The following is a 15,750-nucleotide window of genomic DNA, read 5'->3' on the forward strand; positions in this document are numbered from 1 at the left end:
CCTCCCCCGAGTCGGAACTGTCCAACTGGAAGTCGGATCTGTCTGCCTGCAAGTCAAAGCTGTCCGCCTCCCCTAGGCCGGAACCCTCTCCGCCTGCAAACAAGTCTTCATCGATCAGTTCTGTGGGTTCGGGCTCATTCTTTCTAGTCTCGACATCGTTCTGCCGAATCTCGGGCACATTCTGTCCAAGCTCAGAATCATGCTTCCCAGCTTCGACTTCACCGTGCTGAGCGTTTACGCGGTCCATGCCACCTCCAGTTCGGACAGTGCCTGCTCCTGGGAGATAGCGATACGGCCGTTGCGGAGCAGGTCAAGGACGGCAAGGAAACGTGCGACGACAGTTGCTGCGGTGGGTGCGTCGGCGCAGAGTTCACGGAAAGATACTGATCTGCCCCCGGCGAGCTTGACGGCGAGGACATCAATCTGGGATTCAACGGAAACAAGCGGGTCGTGTAGGTGGCTGAGGCCGATGGTCGGTTCTGCCGTGTCGCGCTCAAGCACCTGCCGTGCGAGTTCGGCAAGCCCCTCGGGGCTAACGGTCAGCTGAACCTCGGGCATGAGGTTCGCAAACTCTTGTTCAAGGGGAACGTCGCGTGCGACCGACAGCGAGTTCTCCGCAAGGGTGCGGGCGATAAGTGTGGCGAGATCTTTGTAGGCCTTGTATTGCAGAAGCTTGGCGAACAGGAGATCGCGTGCTTCGAGGAGTTCGAGGTCTTCCTCGTCGTCCTCGGTCGAGGGCAGGAGACGCGCTGCCTTGAGGGCCAGGAGCGTGGAGGCGATGACGAGGAACTCGCTGGCCTGGGACAGGTCCATTTCGGCTCGGGCGCGCGCGTGGGCCAGGAACTCGTCAGTGACTTCGGCTAGAGCGATGTCGGTGACGTCGAGTTGTCGTTTGGCTATGAGAGACAGGAGTACGTCGAATGGGCCCGAGAAGACATCAAGGGTGACGTCAAACCCGAGCGAGCTCTCCGTGTCGAAGAGCGACTCCTGGCGCCCCTTCATCACGCACTGTGACCGCGTGCGATGACTTCACGTGCTAACCGGCGATATGCGAGGGCACCGGTGTGGCTCGGTGCGTACGTCGTGATCGGCTCGGCCGCAATGGTGGCATCCGGGAACTTCACGGTGCGGGAAATTTTCGTGTCGAACACCTGGTCGCCAAAGCCCTCCTCAACGGAAGCAATGACCTCGCGGGCGTGCAACGTACGGTTGTCGACCATGGTTAGCAGAACGCCGTCGAGACGGAGCTTCGGGTTGAGGCGTTCGGTGACACGCTCGATCTGCTCAACAAGGAGGGCTACGCCACGCATGGCGAAGAACTCTGCTTCGAGCGGGATGATGACACCGTGGGCGGCCGTCAGGGCATTGACGGTGAGCAGGCCAAGGGAGGGCTGGCAGTCGATGATGATGACGTCGTAGTCATCCATGACGGGACGTAGGACGCGTGCCAGGGTTTGTTCTCGTCCTACTTCGGAGACGAGCTGGATCTCGGCAGCCGACAGATCGATGTTGGCGGGAACAACGTCGAGGCCTTCGACGGAGGTGTGGTGAATGATCTCTTCGATGTTCGGCTTCGCGGCGAGCAGCTCCGTATAGATCGTGCGCTCAAGCCCGCGGGCGTTGACTCCCAGGCCGGCGGAGGCGGCTCCCTGGGGATCGAAGTCAACGAGGAGAACCTTGCGCCCATATTCTGCAAGGGCCGCCGCAAGGTTAATGGATGTCGTTGTTTTGCCGACACCGCCCTTCTGGTTGCACATGGCGATGATGCGGGCGGGGCCGTGCCCATCAAGCTCGGGAGGGTACGGGAAGTCGTTTCCTTCCGGGTCGCTCATGAGCGGTGGTTGCTTCGGGTTTTCAGTCACCCCTCAACAATAGCGAATTAGCGGGCCGATCGTGCACGTGGGTGCGATGTGGCGAAGGTTTCCTTCAGGGTCTCAATGCTCACAGCCGTGTAGATCTGCGTCGTCGTGACCGATGAATGCCCGAGGAGCTCCTGAACGACCCTGACATCCGCACCACCCGATAAGAGGTGTGTTGCGTACGAGTGACGGAGAGTATGGGGCGAGATATGGGAAGTAATCCCGGCACGATCCGCACAGGCCTGGATAACGGCCCAGGCCGACTGGCGCGACAGCGGCCGACCGAGGGTGTTCAAGAACAGTGCGGGAGTGCCTTTTCCTTTGGAAGCAAGTTCCGGCCGGGCCCGAACCAGGTATGCCTCGATGGCGTCGATTGCGTAGGAGCCGAGGGGAACGACTCGCTCTTTTCGGCCTTTACCGAACAGCCGTACCGCGTGGCCTTCCAGATCAACATCATCAATGGCCAGGCCAACTGCCTCGGAAATACGTGCCCCGGTCCCGTAAAGCACTTCCATAAGTGCCTGGTCGCGGGGACCGATGGGCGGATCGGGAATGCTCGCCGCGTCGATCAGTGCCGTGACTTCCTCAATGCTGATGGGCTTGGGGAGCCGCTTGTCCTGCTTGGGTAACTTGAGGTCCTTGGCCGGGTTGTCTTCGGTCCAGCCCTCGCCGAGAGCAAACTTGTGAAAAGACCGCACTGCCGTCAGCGTGCGGGCAAGAGATGACGGAGCCAGCCCTTCATCGCTCAAGTACTCGGCAAAGCCCGCGACCTGCTCCCCCGTTAAGTCCGACAGGTTCTCAATGGCGAGGGTGTCGAGGTACGCGAGATAACGGTCGAGGTCTCGCGAATATGCGGAGACGGTGTTGTCGGACAGGGAGCGCTCGACGGCAATAGAGTTCAGATAACCGGCGACAGCGCGCTGTGGTTTCACACGAAGAACGGGTCGACTGCCACTGCGATGAAGACGATCGCGAGGTAGTAGATGGAGCCGTGGAAAACCTTCATGGCCTTCGGCTTACCGAGCTCAGGGTTGCGGGCATGACGGAAGAGGTCAATGCAGGACCACATGAACCAGGTGCCGGACAAGATTGCCGCGACCGAGTAGATCCAGCCCATCGGCGCAACCGGGATCAAAGCAAGGGTTGCGATAATCGTAGCGGCGGCATAAACAAGGACGCGCTTCGCAACGGTCAGATCGTCGGCAACGGCACCAAGCATGGGCACACCGGCGCGGCGGTAGTCCTTCTTGAACTTCATGGATAGTGGCCAGTAGTGCGGCGGGGTCCAGAAGAAGATCACAAGGAAGAGAATGACAGCAGGCCAGTCGAGTGTGCCGGTCTGTGCTGCCCAAGCAATAAGGACAGGCATGCAGCCTGCGGCTCCACCCCAGACAATGTTCTGGTCGGTGCGGCGCTTCAGGATGATCGTGTACAGCACGACGTACAGCAGGATCGCCACGGCCGCAAGAGCGCCAGCGAGCCAGTTCGTGAAGACACCGAATCCAATAATCGAAATGATGCCGATAACGGTGGCGAAGATCGTGGCGGCACGCGGGCTGATCTCACCGGTCACGAGGGGACGCTGCTTGGTCCGGTTCATGACGGCATCAATGTCCCGGTCGAGAACCATGTTGTAGGCGTTAGCCGAGCCGGATGCAAGGTAGCCGAAGACAATGCAGGAAATCATGACCTGCCACGTCGGCCATCCATCCGCGGCAAGAATAACGGTGGGAACCGTCGTGGTCAGCAAGAGCTCAATGATACGGGGCTTCGTGAGAGCGATATATGCTGCGACGATAGACCGTTTCTTTCCCCTCGGGTGGAGGGGTTGCGGGGCCTTCTCGGTAGGAGAATCGACGTTCTCGAATTCGAGATCTGACGTTGACCGCTGACTCACACAAACCACCTTTTCACGACCGTTGGTGCCACAGTCTATCCCACTAGTATGGCGGAAAACCTAGTACCAGAAGGAAAATGTGGTGAACTAGGACTTTCGGTCCGTTATGCCCCGGCTTACGAGCAAAGGTGCTACCCGATGCGTGTCCAACAACACTGCCGCGCGCATTGTCCCTGCACTTTTACCCGCGCTAAATACCCGCTTGGCGAAACTTCTGAGATATCCGTGAAGTCGTGACCATTTGCAGACTAGACTCGGACTCATCCGCCCACATTCAACGCATCTACAAGGAGACACATATGGCTTCCCAATCTTTTACCTGGACCGAACTCGACCAGCGGGCTGTCGACACGACTCGTGCTCTTGCCGCTGATGCGGTTCAAAAGGTTGGTAACGGACACCCCGGCACCGCGATCTCTCTCGCACCTGCCGCCTACGTTCTTTTCAATAAGGTCATGCGTTTTGATCCGGCCGAGCCCCGCTGGGTTGGTCGCGACCGCTTCGTCATGTCCGCCGGTCACTCCTCGCTGACCCACTACAACCAGCTGTTCCTCACGGGCGGCGGCGTTGAGCTTGATGACCTAAAGGCTCTCCGCACCTGGGATTCGATTACCCCCGGACACCCCGAGTTTGGCCACACCGACGGCATCGAGGTCACGACCGGCCCGCTCGGCCAGGGGCTGGCTTCCGCTGTTGGTATGGCCTACAACGCTCGCCGCGAGCACGGCCTGTTCGATCCGGAGACCCCTCAGGGTGAGTCCCCCTTCGACCACTTCGTTTACGTCATCGCCGGTGATGGCTGCCTCCAGGAGGGCATTACCTCCGAGGCTTCGTCGCTTGCTGGCACCCAGCATCTCGGCAACCTCATCCTTATCTGGGACGATAACCAGATCTCGATTGAGGATGACACCAATATTGCGTTCAACGAGGACGTCCTCAAGCGCTACGAGGCCTACGGCTGGCACACCCAGACGGTGGACTGGACCAACGGTGGTTCGGATTACAAGGAGGACCCCGAGGCCCTCTACAACGCCATCGTCGAGGCACAGAAGGTCACCGACCAGCCGTCGATTATCCGCCTCTCCACGATCATTGCTTGGCCCGCACCGAAGGCCCAGGGCACCGGCGCTGCGCACGGTTCCGCCCTCGGCGCCGACGAGATCAAGGGTCTGAAGGAAAACCTTGGCCTCGACCCGGAGAAGGACTTCCAGGTTGATGACGAGGTCATCGACTACACCCGTGGCAACGCCGCTAAGCGTGCTGCTGAGGCTCGGGAAGCCTGGCAGCCTGCCTTTGACTCATGGCGTGAGAACGCCGGTGAGCGTGCCGACCTATTCGACCGGCTCATTAAGCGTGAGCTTCCTGAAGGCTGGGAGGAAGCACTTCCCGTCTTCGGAACCGAGAAGGGTCTCGCCACTCGCGCCGCCTCCGGCGCTGTCCTGACCGCTCTTGCTCCGGTTCTGCCCGAGCTGTGGGGCGGCTCCGCCGACCTCGCCGGTTCGAACAACACGACAATGAAGGGCGAGCCGTCGTTCCTCCCCGAGGATCGCCAGTCGGAGCTCTTCCAGGGCAACATCTACGGCCGTACCCTGCACTTCGGTATTCGCGAGCATGCCATGGGTGCCATCACCAACGGTATTGCCCTGCAAGGAACCACTCGCCCCTACGCAGGTACCTTCCTCGTGTTCTCGGACTACATGCGCGGCGCTGTTCGCCTCGCCGCTCTCATGGGTACACCGTCGACCTTCGTGTGGACGCACGACTCCGTCGGTGTGGGCGAGGACGGCCCCACCCACCAGCCGATCGAGCACCTGTGGGCACTCCGTGCAATCCCGGGCCTCGACATTGTCCGCCCGGCAGATGCAAACGAGACCTCGTACGCATGGCGCGGCATTCTCGAGCGCAACGATCGCCCCGCCGGCTTGGTCCTCTCACGCCAGGGCCTCCCGGTCTTTGACCGCGACGAGTTCGCTTCGGCCGAGGGCGTTCTCAAGGGCGGCTACGTCCTTGCTGACTCCCCGACCGGCGCGGTTGACGTTGTCCTCATCGGCACCGGCTCCGAGGTCCAGCACGCTGTGAAGGCACGCGAGGAGCTCGCGAAGGAAGGCATCGGCGCCCGCGTCGTTTCCATGCCTTCGCTCGAATGGTTCAATGAGCAGGACGCCGAATACCGCAACTCGGTCATCCCGACCGATGTCAAGGCACGTGTCTCCGTTGAGGCTGGCGCCACCTTCGGCTGGGCCGGCATCGTCGGCGATCACGGCCGCTCGGTTGGTATCGACCACTACGGTGCATCGGCCGACGGCGCACTGCTCTTCGAGAAGTTCGGTATCAACGCCGAGGCGGTTGTCAATGCAGCCCGCGAGTCCCTTGACTCCCTGAAGTAAGGAACAAGCAAAATGACTAACCTTCAAAAGTTATCTGACGCGGGTGTGTCGATCTGGCTGGACGACCTTTCCCGGTCGCGACTGACCAGCGGTAACCTCGAATCACTGATCGCCGAGAAGAACGTTGTCGGTGTCACGACGAACCCGTCGATCTTCCAGGCCGCTATCTCGTCCGGCGATGGATACGAGGAGCAGCTTGCCTCGTTTAAGGGCAAGGGCGCCGAGGCCGCAGTTGAGGCCATGACCACGGACGACGTTCGTGAGGCCTGCGACCTGTTCGCTGAGATTTACTCGGCAACGGGCGGCTATGACGGACGCGTGTCCATCGAGGTCGATCCTCGCCTTGCGAAGGAGACCGATGCGACGGTCGCCCAAGCCACGCAACTCTGGGACACTGTTGACCGCCCGAACGCTCTCATCAAGATCCCGGCAACCGTAGAAGGCTTGCCCGCTATCACCCAGACGATCGCGGCAGGCATTTCCGTCAACGTGACCCTGATCTTCTCGCTCGACCGGTACCGTGCGGTGGCCGAGGCCTACATCGATGGTCTCGAGCAGGCCGCCGAAGCCGGTATTGATCTCGCAACGATCCATTCCGTGGCCTCCGTCTTTATCTCGCGCATCGACGCTGAGGTAGACAAGCGACTCGGCGAGATCGGTGGAGAGGCGCTCGAGCTTCAGGGCAAGGTCGCTCTTGCTAACGCCCACCTCATGTACGAGGCATACGAGGAGATCTTCTCTTCGCCTCGCTTCGAGGCTCTCAAGGAAAAGGGCGCTCACGTGCAGCGTCCCCTGTGGGCGTCGACGGGAACGAAGAACCCCGACTACTCCCCCACCCTTTACGTCGACGAGCTCGTCACCGAAGGCGTCGTAAACACGATGCCGGAGAAGACGCTCGACGCGGCGTTCGAGGGCTCAGTTGTTCGTGGTGACACGGTACGCGACCAGTACGACAATGCTCGCTCGGTCCTCGCGGACCTGGCACGCGTTGGCGTGAACCTCGGTGACGTCACCCAGCAGCTCGAGGATGAGGGCGTCGTCAAGTTCGAAGAGTCCTGGAACTCACTTCTCGACACCGTGAAGGACAAACTGGACTCGTGACGAATCCGTTAAGACATCCGGAGGATCGCCGGTTGCCGAAGATCGCGGGGCCCTGTAGCCTCGTGCTCTTCGGCATTACCGGCGACCTCTCGGACCGCAAGATCCTGCCAGCGCTCTACGATCTTGCCTCCCACGGTCTCCTGCCGCCCTCCTTCGCCATTACCGGCGTGGCGCGGCGGCTCAAGGTTCCGTTGGAGGAACTGGTCGAGGAGTCCATCCGCAACTTTGCTCAGACACCTTTTGATCAGCGCGTCTTCGACCAGTTCATGGGTTCTATTTCCGTGGTCATGGGTCAGTACGACGAGGCCAAGACGTTCCAGGACCTGCGCGACAAGCTGGACGAACTCGACGAACAGCAGGGAACGGGTGGCAACCACGCGTTCTATCTAGCAGTGCCGCCGGATCTATTCCCCACGGTGCTGACACAGCTTGGCGAAGCTGGGCTGTCGGAGCACCCGGAGGGCTGGCGGAGGGTCGTTATCGAGAAGCCCTTTGGTCACGACCTCGAGTCGTCCCAGGAGCTTAACGATCTGGTGACCGAGGTATTTGCGCCCGAAGATGTCTTCCGCATTGATCATTACCTGGGTAAGGAAACGGTTCAGAACCTTCTGAGCCTCCGGTTCTCCAACGAACTGTACGAGCCGCTGTGGAACTCCGACCACATCGACCACGTGCAGATCACGATGGCGGAGAACATCGGTATTGGTTCCCGCGCCGGCTACTACGACGGCGTCGGTTCGGCCAAGGACGTTATCCAGAACCACCTCCTTCAGCTACTCGCACTGACCGCCATGGAGGAACCCGTTTCCTTCAGCCCGCACGATCTGCGCCAGGAAAAGGAGAAGGTGCTGTCCGCACTCGACTTCTTTGGTCCGGTCGACCAGTCGGCAATCCGCGCCCAGTATTCAGAGGGCTGGCAGGGCGGCAAGTTCGTCAAGGCCTACCTGGATGAAGAGAACATTCCCGCCGATTCGGTGACCGACACGTACGCGGCCCTTCGCCTAGCGGTGCGTACGCGCCGCTGGCAGGGCGTCCCGTTCTATGTTCGTACCGGCAAGCGTCTCGCACGCCGTGTCACCGAGATTGCGATCGTGTTCAAGCGTCCCCACTTCCTACCCTTTGAGCAGCGAGTGACCGCGGGCCAGTCCAACAACACGCTTGTCATCCGGATCCAGCCGGATGAAGGGGTGACCTTCCGTTTCGGTGTCAAGGTTCCCGGTGCGTCGTTCAATGTTCGCGACGTGACGATGGACTTCTCCTACGGTCACGCGTTCACCGAATACACCCCGGAGGCGTACGAGCGACTCATCCTTGACGTGTTGCTGGGCGAGCCACCGCTCTTCCCACAGCAGAAGGAAGTTGAGGAGTCCTGGAAGATCCTGGACAGGGCCTTCGAGTATTGGGACACGCTCGACACGATCGACACCTATCCCCCGGGTTCCTGGGGACCACTGTCATCGGACCACATGCTGGCCCGTGACGGTCGTGCTTGGAGGAGAGCGTAGTGATTCTTCACCTGTCATCGACCACATCCGCCGACGTGGCCGCTGAACTTGACCACCTGCGTGACAAGTTCGGTTCCCTCACTCTCGGCAAGGTCCTTACCCTCATCGTTGTTGCTCGCAACAACGAGTCGATCGAGGCAGCCCTCGATGCTGCGGACGCAGCATCACTCTCCCACCCGTGTCGCATCATCGCCTACCTGCCGGACACGCAGGCAGACGTCAACGAGGCAAGCCTCGGTGCCGAACTACGCGTCGGTGGAGAGGCCGGAGTCTCGGAGATCATCATCCTGCGTCCCCTCGGTGGCGCAGGAGCGAACCCCACCTCCCTGCTTCTCCCCCTCCTCCTTCCCGAGGCACCGGTCGTCGTCTGGTGGTCCGAGGATGCTCCGGCCAACCCGGCCGAGCATCCCATCGGGCGTCTTGCGAACCGACGGATCACGAACACGATCGCTCACACGAATCCCGTTCCGCTCCTCAAGGATCTCGCAAAGAACTACACCCCTGGCGACACTGACATGAGCTGGGCTGGATGTACGCTGTGGCGCGGCAACCTCGCTGCCATGCTCGACGAGCCACCCTTCGAGGCTGTTGAATCGGCTAGGGTCCAGGGATCGCTCGAGCACGCCTCAACGTACCTGATGGCGTCCTGGTTGGCACTTCGACTCGATGCTCCCGTCACCTTGGAAGATTCGCAGGGTTACGGGCTTGAGAAGATCACGCTGAGCCGAGCATCCGGCGATCTCGTCCTTCACCGCAAGGTGGGTGAGACAACCGCCGAGATGATTCGTCCCGGTCGCAAGACCCAGCGAGTTCGTCTCGAGACCCGTACTCAGGAGAACCGCCTCACGGAGGAACTCCAGCGCATGGTCCCGGACATCTCCTACGGCCATGTCCTCGAGGCGTTTGGGAACGGCATCATTCCCGGTTGCTAACACTTAGCTAAGGACCAGATACCCTAAGAACACGTAGCCTATCGGTAGGGGTGGGGCGGCCACACGGTCGCCCCACCCCGTGCTCGTCCATGACAAAGCACAGTTCACAAAGCGCAATACGATGCTGCGGAATGCACTGATGGTCATAGAGTGGGCTACCAGTCGGGTAGCTGGAACCCACCATTATCTCGGGGCACCACGAGTGGCTCGTCAACATCCTCCTGCATGTCCAAAGGCCACAACAATATCTGAGTTCCGTCCTTTTCGATCAGTTCAAAACCTTCGACAGGCTCGCCAGATCTGGTGGTCACCCGAGTGCCGTCAGCATCCGCCGGAATCAGAACATAGGACAGGCCCCGAACGTTCGGGCCATCAAGTGTCCCACCAACACCCATACGGTGTATCTGTTCCGACGGCGAACATCCCCCGGCAAACTTCTCCAGATCGCCATGCTTATTCGGTAAGCCCACAAAATGACACACGTCGCTCGCCCCAGAAAGACCTCGTGCCGGTATGGAACGAGCCACCCACATACGTGCGAGCTCGGTTTCACCAATCAGGCGTATTGTTCCATCAACCAGGGCAGGCGCATGCATTTTGTCCGATAGTTTCGTCGGTTCGCCGGAAGCCAATGCGGGAACCACAACTTGAGGAGTTAACCGATCTGGCTCTCCCTGTGTTGGATCGTCATCGGTTTACGGCGTACCGGTCTCGTTCTCGGGCAACTCGCTCTCAACCGGACCTGTCGTCAGGGTTTCCATGTCGTCCGGTTGCGAAGTGTCACCACTACTTCCGCAAGTGGCAAGCCAGAACCCCACAGCAAGGCCAAGAGTGACAACTTTGCCCCTCGCCCCCGTGCTCCGGGAGTTTCCTAAGCCAGCAAACATGCCCGTCACCCTTCGATTACCCGTCACTTGAGAAGCGTCAACACTGACGCAGTGGCCTAAGACTTTGCTTTACACCACATTAGCGCTAACGCCATCAAAACGTGTGATGCACAAACTTTGGCGCTAAACCGAACTCCAGATGGAAATCCATTCAGAAAACACCTAACGCTTCCAAGTTCGAGATAGAAGAGGGGTGGGCAGGATCGCTGGCACTCTTTTCTAAGGTTTGGTTGTGCCCGAGCGCGTTCGGGTACGTGCTCCGGTAGCCTGGATCGAGTGAGCAGGAGACGCAAGCCATCAAAGAAGATCCGCGCAGGCAACGGTAGCGCACTGAAGCCCTATCGGCGGTGGGAGTGTTTATGGCGCTCGACGTTCTCGATTGCTCTGAAGGACGGTGACCACGAGGATGATCAACTTCGCGAGTACACGGTCGACGTCGACTACTTTGACTGGGACATTCGCCTTTATACAGACGGAGTTCAAACCGCCGTCGGGTCCTATCCTGTTCGCTTCCCTGTACCGGGCGGGCTCATTCACGCGGACCTCTCCCTCTATGGTGCCCAGCGAATGCACTATGAGCCAGGCGTCGGTGACCCTGTCCTACTCAAACCACATAGAAACTCCCTCGAAGGCTTGAGAGCGGCATTTGCTCGCCGACATCCGCTCGCATCCCGCATCATCTCCTGGACCGCCATAGCAACCCTCCTCATCGGCCTTGCCGTATTCATACCTTTGCTCGTGCAGCGGATTTCAGAGATTGAATGGGTTGCCGAGAACATCGGAACCTTCGTTTCCCCAATAAATCTTCCCGGCTGGCTCAACGGCACGCTCCTCGTTGCGGGCATCTTTGCCGCGCTTGAGCGTGCACTGACAATTAGGAGCCATTGGTTGATCGACGCGGACACCTGGTGGCTGGACTGACCCGCCAAGGATAAAAGATGACTCGGAACGCACCAATTTGCGTGAAGGAAGTTCCATCAGTAAGCCCCTCGGATCGCCTGGAATACTAGAGCGCATAGAAGATGTGACAAATTCTTCTAGTAAGGCATTGTCTTAACCCGGGCAGCTTTCCCGTTAACTTGTTGATATATCTTTTGCTGATACAAAGGTGAGGTAATCAAGATCAACCGGTTTCGATTATGGCGTCCGTAGTACTCCAACGGGATCGCGGTGTGCCGCATATACGGCGGGTGGAAGGGTTGACACTAAGGCTGCGATAACCGACAAAATCCCGACTCCAATCACGAAATCGACCGGGGGCAAAGCATTCATGCGTCCGGTGATAATGCTTCCTATGACAACAACACCGAGAACCGCACCGATTAGTGCCGCATATGCCGTGCGAAGCACAACTAAAGCGATAATCGTCATCCGAGTAGCACCCAGGCCTCTGCGACCTCCTAGATCCGCTCGCCGCTGGCACCTCATCATTGAACTGAATCAGGTCGTGGACTACGGTTGCGCATTGCTAACCGCATCGCTGTCTTGTAGGACATAACATCGGCGTAGCTTTCATCACTATCAGCCTTGTTATCGCACGCGTACGACAACCTACCGTTGCTTGAAACATCCCAAGGCGGAGCCAACAGTCTTAACACAGGGATCCAGGGATGGATAGCGATCCTATCGAGGAGCTCGGTCTCTTCAGCAACCCTCCGCGCACATTGTTACCCGCACTCGTACCAAAAAGTTCCTCCCAGGCAATGCCCGGGAGGAACTTCATGTCTTGGTCGTCTAAAGGAACTTGACGATGAGACCGTAGAGGATAATGCAGACGCCCCACGTGACTGCGATGCCGACCGTGATGCGGTTAAGGTTCCGCTCAGCCACGCCCGATGAACGCATGGCCGTCGACATTCCGCCGCCGAACATGTCGGAGACGCCTCCGCCCTTGCCCTTGTGGAGCAGGATGGAGAGTACAAGCAACAGTGAGGTGATCACCAGAAGTACGGTGATGATCGTTTTAAGAATGTCCACGATGTCCTTTCGGTCCGAGTCTAGTGTAGACGACCCGAACGGGTCAGCCTAACCGTTGTAGCGAACGATCTTGGCGAACTCGTCAGCCTGGAGCGATGCTCCACCAACGAGTGCACCGTCAACGTCCTTCTCGGCCATGATGTCAGCGATGTTCGACGACTTGACGGAACCACCGTAGAGGATACGGGTGGCGTCGGCGGTCTCCCGGTCGTACAGCTCAGCAATCTTTTCGCGGATCGCTCCGCAGACTTCCTGAGCGTCAGCCGGGGTTGCGACCTCGCCGGTGCCAATGGCCCAGACGGGCTCGTAGGCAATGACGAGCTTTGCAACGTTCTCCGCAGCGATGTCCTTGAGAGCGCCCTCAACCTGAGCGAGCGTGAATGATACCTGGTCGCCTGCCTTGCGGACGTCAAGGCCCTCACCAACGCAAATAATGGGGGTGATGCCGGCGGCGATGGCCTTCTGCGACTTCGCATTGACCAGTTCGTCGGACTCGTTGTGGTATTCGCGGCGCTCCGAGTGTCCGATGACGGCGTAGGTGACGCCGAGTGCGGTCAACATCGAGGCCGAGATCTCGCCGGTGTATGCTCCGCCGTCGTGGGCGGAGATGTCCTGCGAGCCGTAACCGATTTCGAGCTTGTCAGCGTCGACAACGGTCTGGACGGTGCGGAGATCGGTGAAGGGCGGAACAACAACAACTTCGACCTGCGAGTAGTCGTGCTTCATGTCCTTCAGCGTCCATGCCAATTTCTGGACGAGCTGATTAGCCTCGAGGTGATCGAGGTTCATCTTCCAGTTGCCTGCCATAAGCGGGGTGCGTGCCATTTAGTCCTCCAGGATTGAGATGCCCGGCAGGTCCTTGCCCTCGAGGAATTCGAGGGAGGCGCCACCGCCGGTGGAAATGTGGGAGAAGGTCGCCTCGTCGAAACCGAGAGTGCGAACTGCTGCGGCGGAGTCTCCTCCACCGACGATTGAGTAGCCGGAGCCATCAGACATAGCCTGAGCAACGGCCTTGGTGCCGCCTGCGAACGCGTCGAACTCGAACACGCCCATGGGGCCGTTCCAGACAACGGTCTTCGCGTCAGCGATCTTCGAGGCATAGAGCTCGGCCGACTTCGGGCCAATGTCGAGACCCATCTGGTCGTCCGGGATCGAGTCGGCGTCAACGACCGTTGCCGGTGCATCTGCCTTGAACTCGGGCGCGACAACGACGTCGACGGGCAGAACGATCTCAACGCCGCGTTCCTTGGCGGTTTCGAGGTAGCCCTTGACGGTGTCGACCTGGTCCTCTTCGAGGAGGGAGGAGCCAACGCCGTAGCCCTGTGCCTTAAGGAAGGTGAATGCCATGCCGCCACCGATGAGGAGGCGATCAGCCTTTTCGAGGAGGTTCTTGATGACACCAAGCTTGTCGGAAACCTTCGAACCACCGAGGATCACAACGTAGGGACGATCCGGGTTGTTCGTTGCCTTCGACAGGGAGTCGATCTCCTTGAACACGAGCTCGCCGGCCGCCGAGGGCAGCTTCTGGGCGATGTCGTACACGGAGGCCTGCTTACGGTGAACAACACCGAAGCCGTCCGAAACGTAGAGATCAGCAAGTGCCGCGTACTCCTCGGCAAGTGCGGAGCGCTCCGCGTCGTCCTTCGAGGTTTCGCGGCCGTCGAAACGAACGTTTTCGACGAGGGCGATCTGGCCTTCTTCGAGGGAGGCGGCTACCTGCTTGGCGCTTTCGCCAACGGTGTCTTCGGCAAGGACAACGTCCTGGCCGACGAGCTCGCCGAGGCGCTTAGCAACCGGGGCGAGGGAGAACTTGGGGTCCGGCTTGCCCTTCGGGCGGCCCAGGTGCGCCATGACCAGAACCTTCGCGCCAGCTTCTGCGAGGCGGGTCAGAGTCGGGAGCGCTGCTTTGATACGACCATCGTCGGTGATGGTGTCGCCGTCGAGCGGGACGTTGAAGTCGGAGCGGACGAGAACGGTCTTGCCGCGTACGTCGCCCAGGGATTCAAGAGTCTTCATAGTGTTCCTTCCAAGAATGACGCCCGCGTACCCGGGATGGGTGGCGCGGGCGTCAGTCTTAACTACCTAGAGTTCAGAGCTTCGAGCCGACGAGGACAGCGAGGTCGACAACACGGTTAGCGTAGCCCCACTCGTTGTCGTACCAGGAGACAACCTTGACCTGGTCGCCGATGACCTTGGTGAGGCCGGAGTCGAAGATCGACGAAGCCGGGTGGCCCTCGATGTCCTTCGAAACAATCGGGTCCTCGGTGTAGACGAGGATGCCCTTGAGCCCCTCGGTCTCAGCAGCCTTCTTCACTGCTGCGTTAACGGCCTCGACGGAGACCTCCTTCTCAGCGGTGAAGGTGAGGTCGGTTGCAGAACCGGTCGGGGTGGGAACGCGGAGTGCGTAGCCATCGAACTTGCCCTTGAGCTCGGGGAGCACGAGAGCAACAGCCTGTGCAGCACCGGTCGAGGTCGGGATGATGGAGAGGGCTGCGGCGCGGGCGCGACGGAGGTCCTTGTGCGGGCCGTCCTGGAGGTTCTGGTCAGCGGTGTAGGCGTGAACCGTGGTCATGAGGCCGCGGACAATGCCGAACTCTTCGTGCATGACCTTCGCAAGGGGTGCGAGGCAGTTGGTCGTGCAGGATGCGTTCGAGATGATGTTGTGGTTCTCGGGATCGTACTCGTTCTCGTTCACACCCATGACGAACGTTGCGTCAATGTTCTTGCCGGGGCCGAGAGGATGACCTTCTTGGCGCCAGCTTCGATGTGTGCCTTAGCGGAGTCGCCGTCGGTGAAGCGGCCAGTCGACTCGATGACGACGTCAACGCCGAGCTCGCCCCAGGGGAGCTTCGCGGGATCGCGCTCTTCGAGGGCCTTGATCGTCTTGCCTGCAACGGTGATCGAGTCACCGGAAGCGGAGACCTCTTCCTTGAGCGTGCCGAGGATCGAGTCGTACTTCAGCAGGTGGGCGAGGGTGTCGTTATCGGTCAGGTCGTTAACTGCAACGATCTCGATGTCAGCGCCGGACTCCAGCACTGCACGGGTGAAGTTACGGCCGATGCGGCCAAAGCCATTAATACCAACGCGAATAGTCACTCTATTCCTCCTCGTGCGCGACCCTTCGCGCACATATATTGATTGGTCTGGGGAAGCCAAGAGGCTTCGTCCTTCACGGTCGACGTAGGCCGGCCGATCCACAAATCAG

The 15,750-nt window shown here is 59.8% G+C and carries 13 protein-coding genes and 1 pseudogene; 5 read left to right on the forward strand and 9 right to left on the reverse strand.

Annotated features, from left to right (window positions below; all coding sequences use genetic code 11):
- Nucleotides 1-234 precede the first annotated feature (234 nt).
- The 4 genes from EJ997_RS03800 to EJ997_RS03815 are packed head-to-tail and all read right to left on the reverse strand — an operon-like array spanning nt 235 to nt 3,756.
- A complete protein-coding gene (locus tag EJ997_RS03800) occupies nt 235-1,002 on the reverse strand; it encodes a segregation and condensation protein A (protein WP_126703408.1) in 768 nt (255 codons plus the stop codon).
- Complete coding sequence (locus EJ997_RS03805; protein ID WP_126704926.1) at nt 1,002-1,832, reverse strand: ParA family protein; 831 nt, start codon at nt 1,830-1,832, stop codon at nt 1,002-1,004. Before EJ997_RS03805 ends, EJ997_RS03800 begins: the two co-directional genes overlap by 1 nt.
- 47 nt (nt 1,833-1,879) lie before the next feature.
- A complete protein-coding gene (gene xerD, locus EJ997_RS03810) occupies nt 1,880-2,791 on the reverse strand; it encodes a site-specific tyrosine recombinase XerD (protein WP_126703409.1) in 912 nt (303 codons plus the stop codon).
- Entirely contained in the window at nt 2,788-3,756 is a 969-nt protein-coding gene (locus tag EJ997_RS03815; RefSeq protein ID WP_126703410.1) for a heme o synthase, read from the reverse strand. The genes xerD and EJ997_RS03815 overlap by 4 nt, the downstream gene beginning before the upstream one ends.
- 299 nt (nt 3,757-4,055) lie before the next feature.
- Between EJ997_RS03815 and tkt the strand changes: the two genes are divergently transcribed.
- Genes tkt through EJ997_RS03835 form a run of 4 tightly spaced genes read left to right on the forward strand, consistent with a single transcriptional unit; the run spans nt 4,056 to nt 9,681 of the window.
- Nucleotides 4,056-6,143: a transketolase gene (gene tkt / locus EJ997_RS03820; RefSeq protein ID WP_126703411.1), complete on the forward strand. Its 2,088-nt coding sequence runs from the start codon at nt 4,056-4,058 to the stop codon at nt 6,141-6,143.
- Between the two features lie 12 nt (nt 6,144-6,155).
- Nucleotides 6,156-7,244 (forward strand): transaldolase, encoded by a 1,089-nt coding sequence (gene tal / locus EJ997_RS03825; protein WP_126703412.1) that lies wholly within the window; start codon nt 6,156-6,158, stop codon nt 7,242-7,244.
- The gene (gene zwf, locus EJ997_RS03830) at nt 7,241-8,749 is read left to right on the forward strand and encodes a glucose-6-phosphate dehydrogenase (RefSeq protein WP_126703413.1); all 1,509 of its coding nucleotides are present in this window, start codon (nt 7,241-7,243) and stop codon (nt 8,747-8,749) included. Before tal ends, zwf begins: the two co-directional genes overlap by 4 nt.
- Nucleotides 8,749-9,681 (forward strand): glucose-6-phosphate dehydrogenase assembly protein OpcA, encoded by a 933-nt coding sequence (locus tag EJ997_RS03835; RefSeq protein WP_164719768.1) that lies wholly within the window; start codon nt 8,749-8,751, stop codon nt 9,679-9,681. The genes zwf and EJ997_RS03835 overlap by 1 nt, the downstream gene beginning before the upstream one ends.
- Before the next feature lie 155 nt (nt 9,682-9,836).
- On the opposite strand, the gene EJ997_RS12855 is transcribed toward EJ997_RS03835, so the two are convergent.
- Nucleotides 9,837-10,313 carry a hypothetical protein gene (locus tag EJ997_RS12855; RefSeq protein ID WP_164719770.1) on the reverse strand — a complete coding sequence of 159 codons (477 nt, stop codon included), beginning with the start codon at nt 10,311-10,313 and terminating at the stop codon, nt 9,837-9,839.
- A gap of 531 nt (nt 10,314-10,844) precedes the next feature.
- Between EJ997_RS12855 and EJ997_RS03840 the strand changes: the two genes are divergently transcribed.
- On the forward strand, nt 10,845-11,489 hold the full coding sequence (locus EJ997_RS03840) for a hypothetical protein (RefSeq protein WP_126703415.1): 645 nt from the start codon (nt 10,845-10,847) through the stop codon (nt 11,487-11,489).
- A gap of 813 nt (nt 11,490-12,302) precedes the next feature.
- Here the strand turns inward: EJ997_RS03840 and secG are convergent.
- From secG to gap, 4 genes and pseudogenes are all read right to left on the reverse strand, one after another.
- On the reverse strand, nt 12,303-12,545 hold the full coding sequence (secG, locus tag EJ997_RS03845; protein WP_126703416.1) for a preprotein translocase subunit SecG: 243 nt from the start codon (nt 12,543-12,545) through the stop codon (nt 12,303-12,305).
- A 48-nt stretch (nt 12,546-12,593) separates the two neighbouring features.
- The gene (gene tpiA, locus EJ997_RS03850; protein WP_126703417.1) at nt 12,594-13,370 is read right to left on the reverse strand and encodes a triose-phosphate isomerase; all 777 of its coding nucleotides are present in this window, start codon (nt 13,368-13,370) and stop codon (nt 12,594-12,596) included.
- Nucleotides 13,371-14,561, reverse strand: coding sequence for a phosphoglycerate kinase (locus EJ997_RS03855; RefSeq protein WP_126703418.1), 1,191 nt, complete (start codon nt 14,559-14,561; stop codon nt 13,371-13,373). It lies immediately after the preceding gene.
- Nucleotides 14,562-14,634: 73 nt separating this feature from the next.
- Nucleotides 14,635-15,641 (reverse strand): annotated as a pseudogene (gene gap / locus EJ997_RS03860) (type I glyceraldehyde-3-phosphate dehydrogenase).
- Between the last annotated feature and the right edge of the window lie 109 nt (nt 15,642-15,750).

The organism is Flaviflexus ciconiae (assembly GCF_003971195.1).
GTDB lineage: Bacteria > Actinomycetota > Actinomycetes > Actinomycetales > Actinomycetaceae > Flaviflexus > Flaviflexus ciconiae.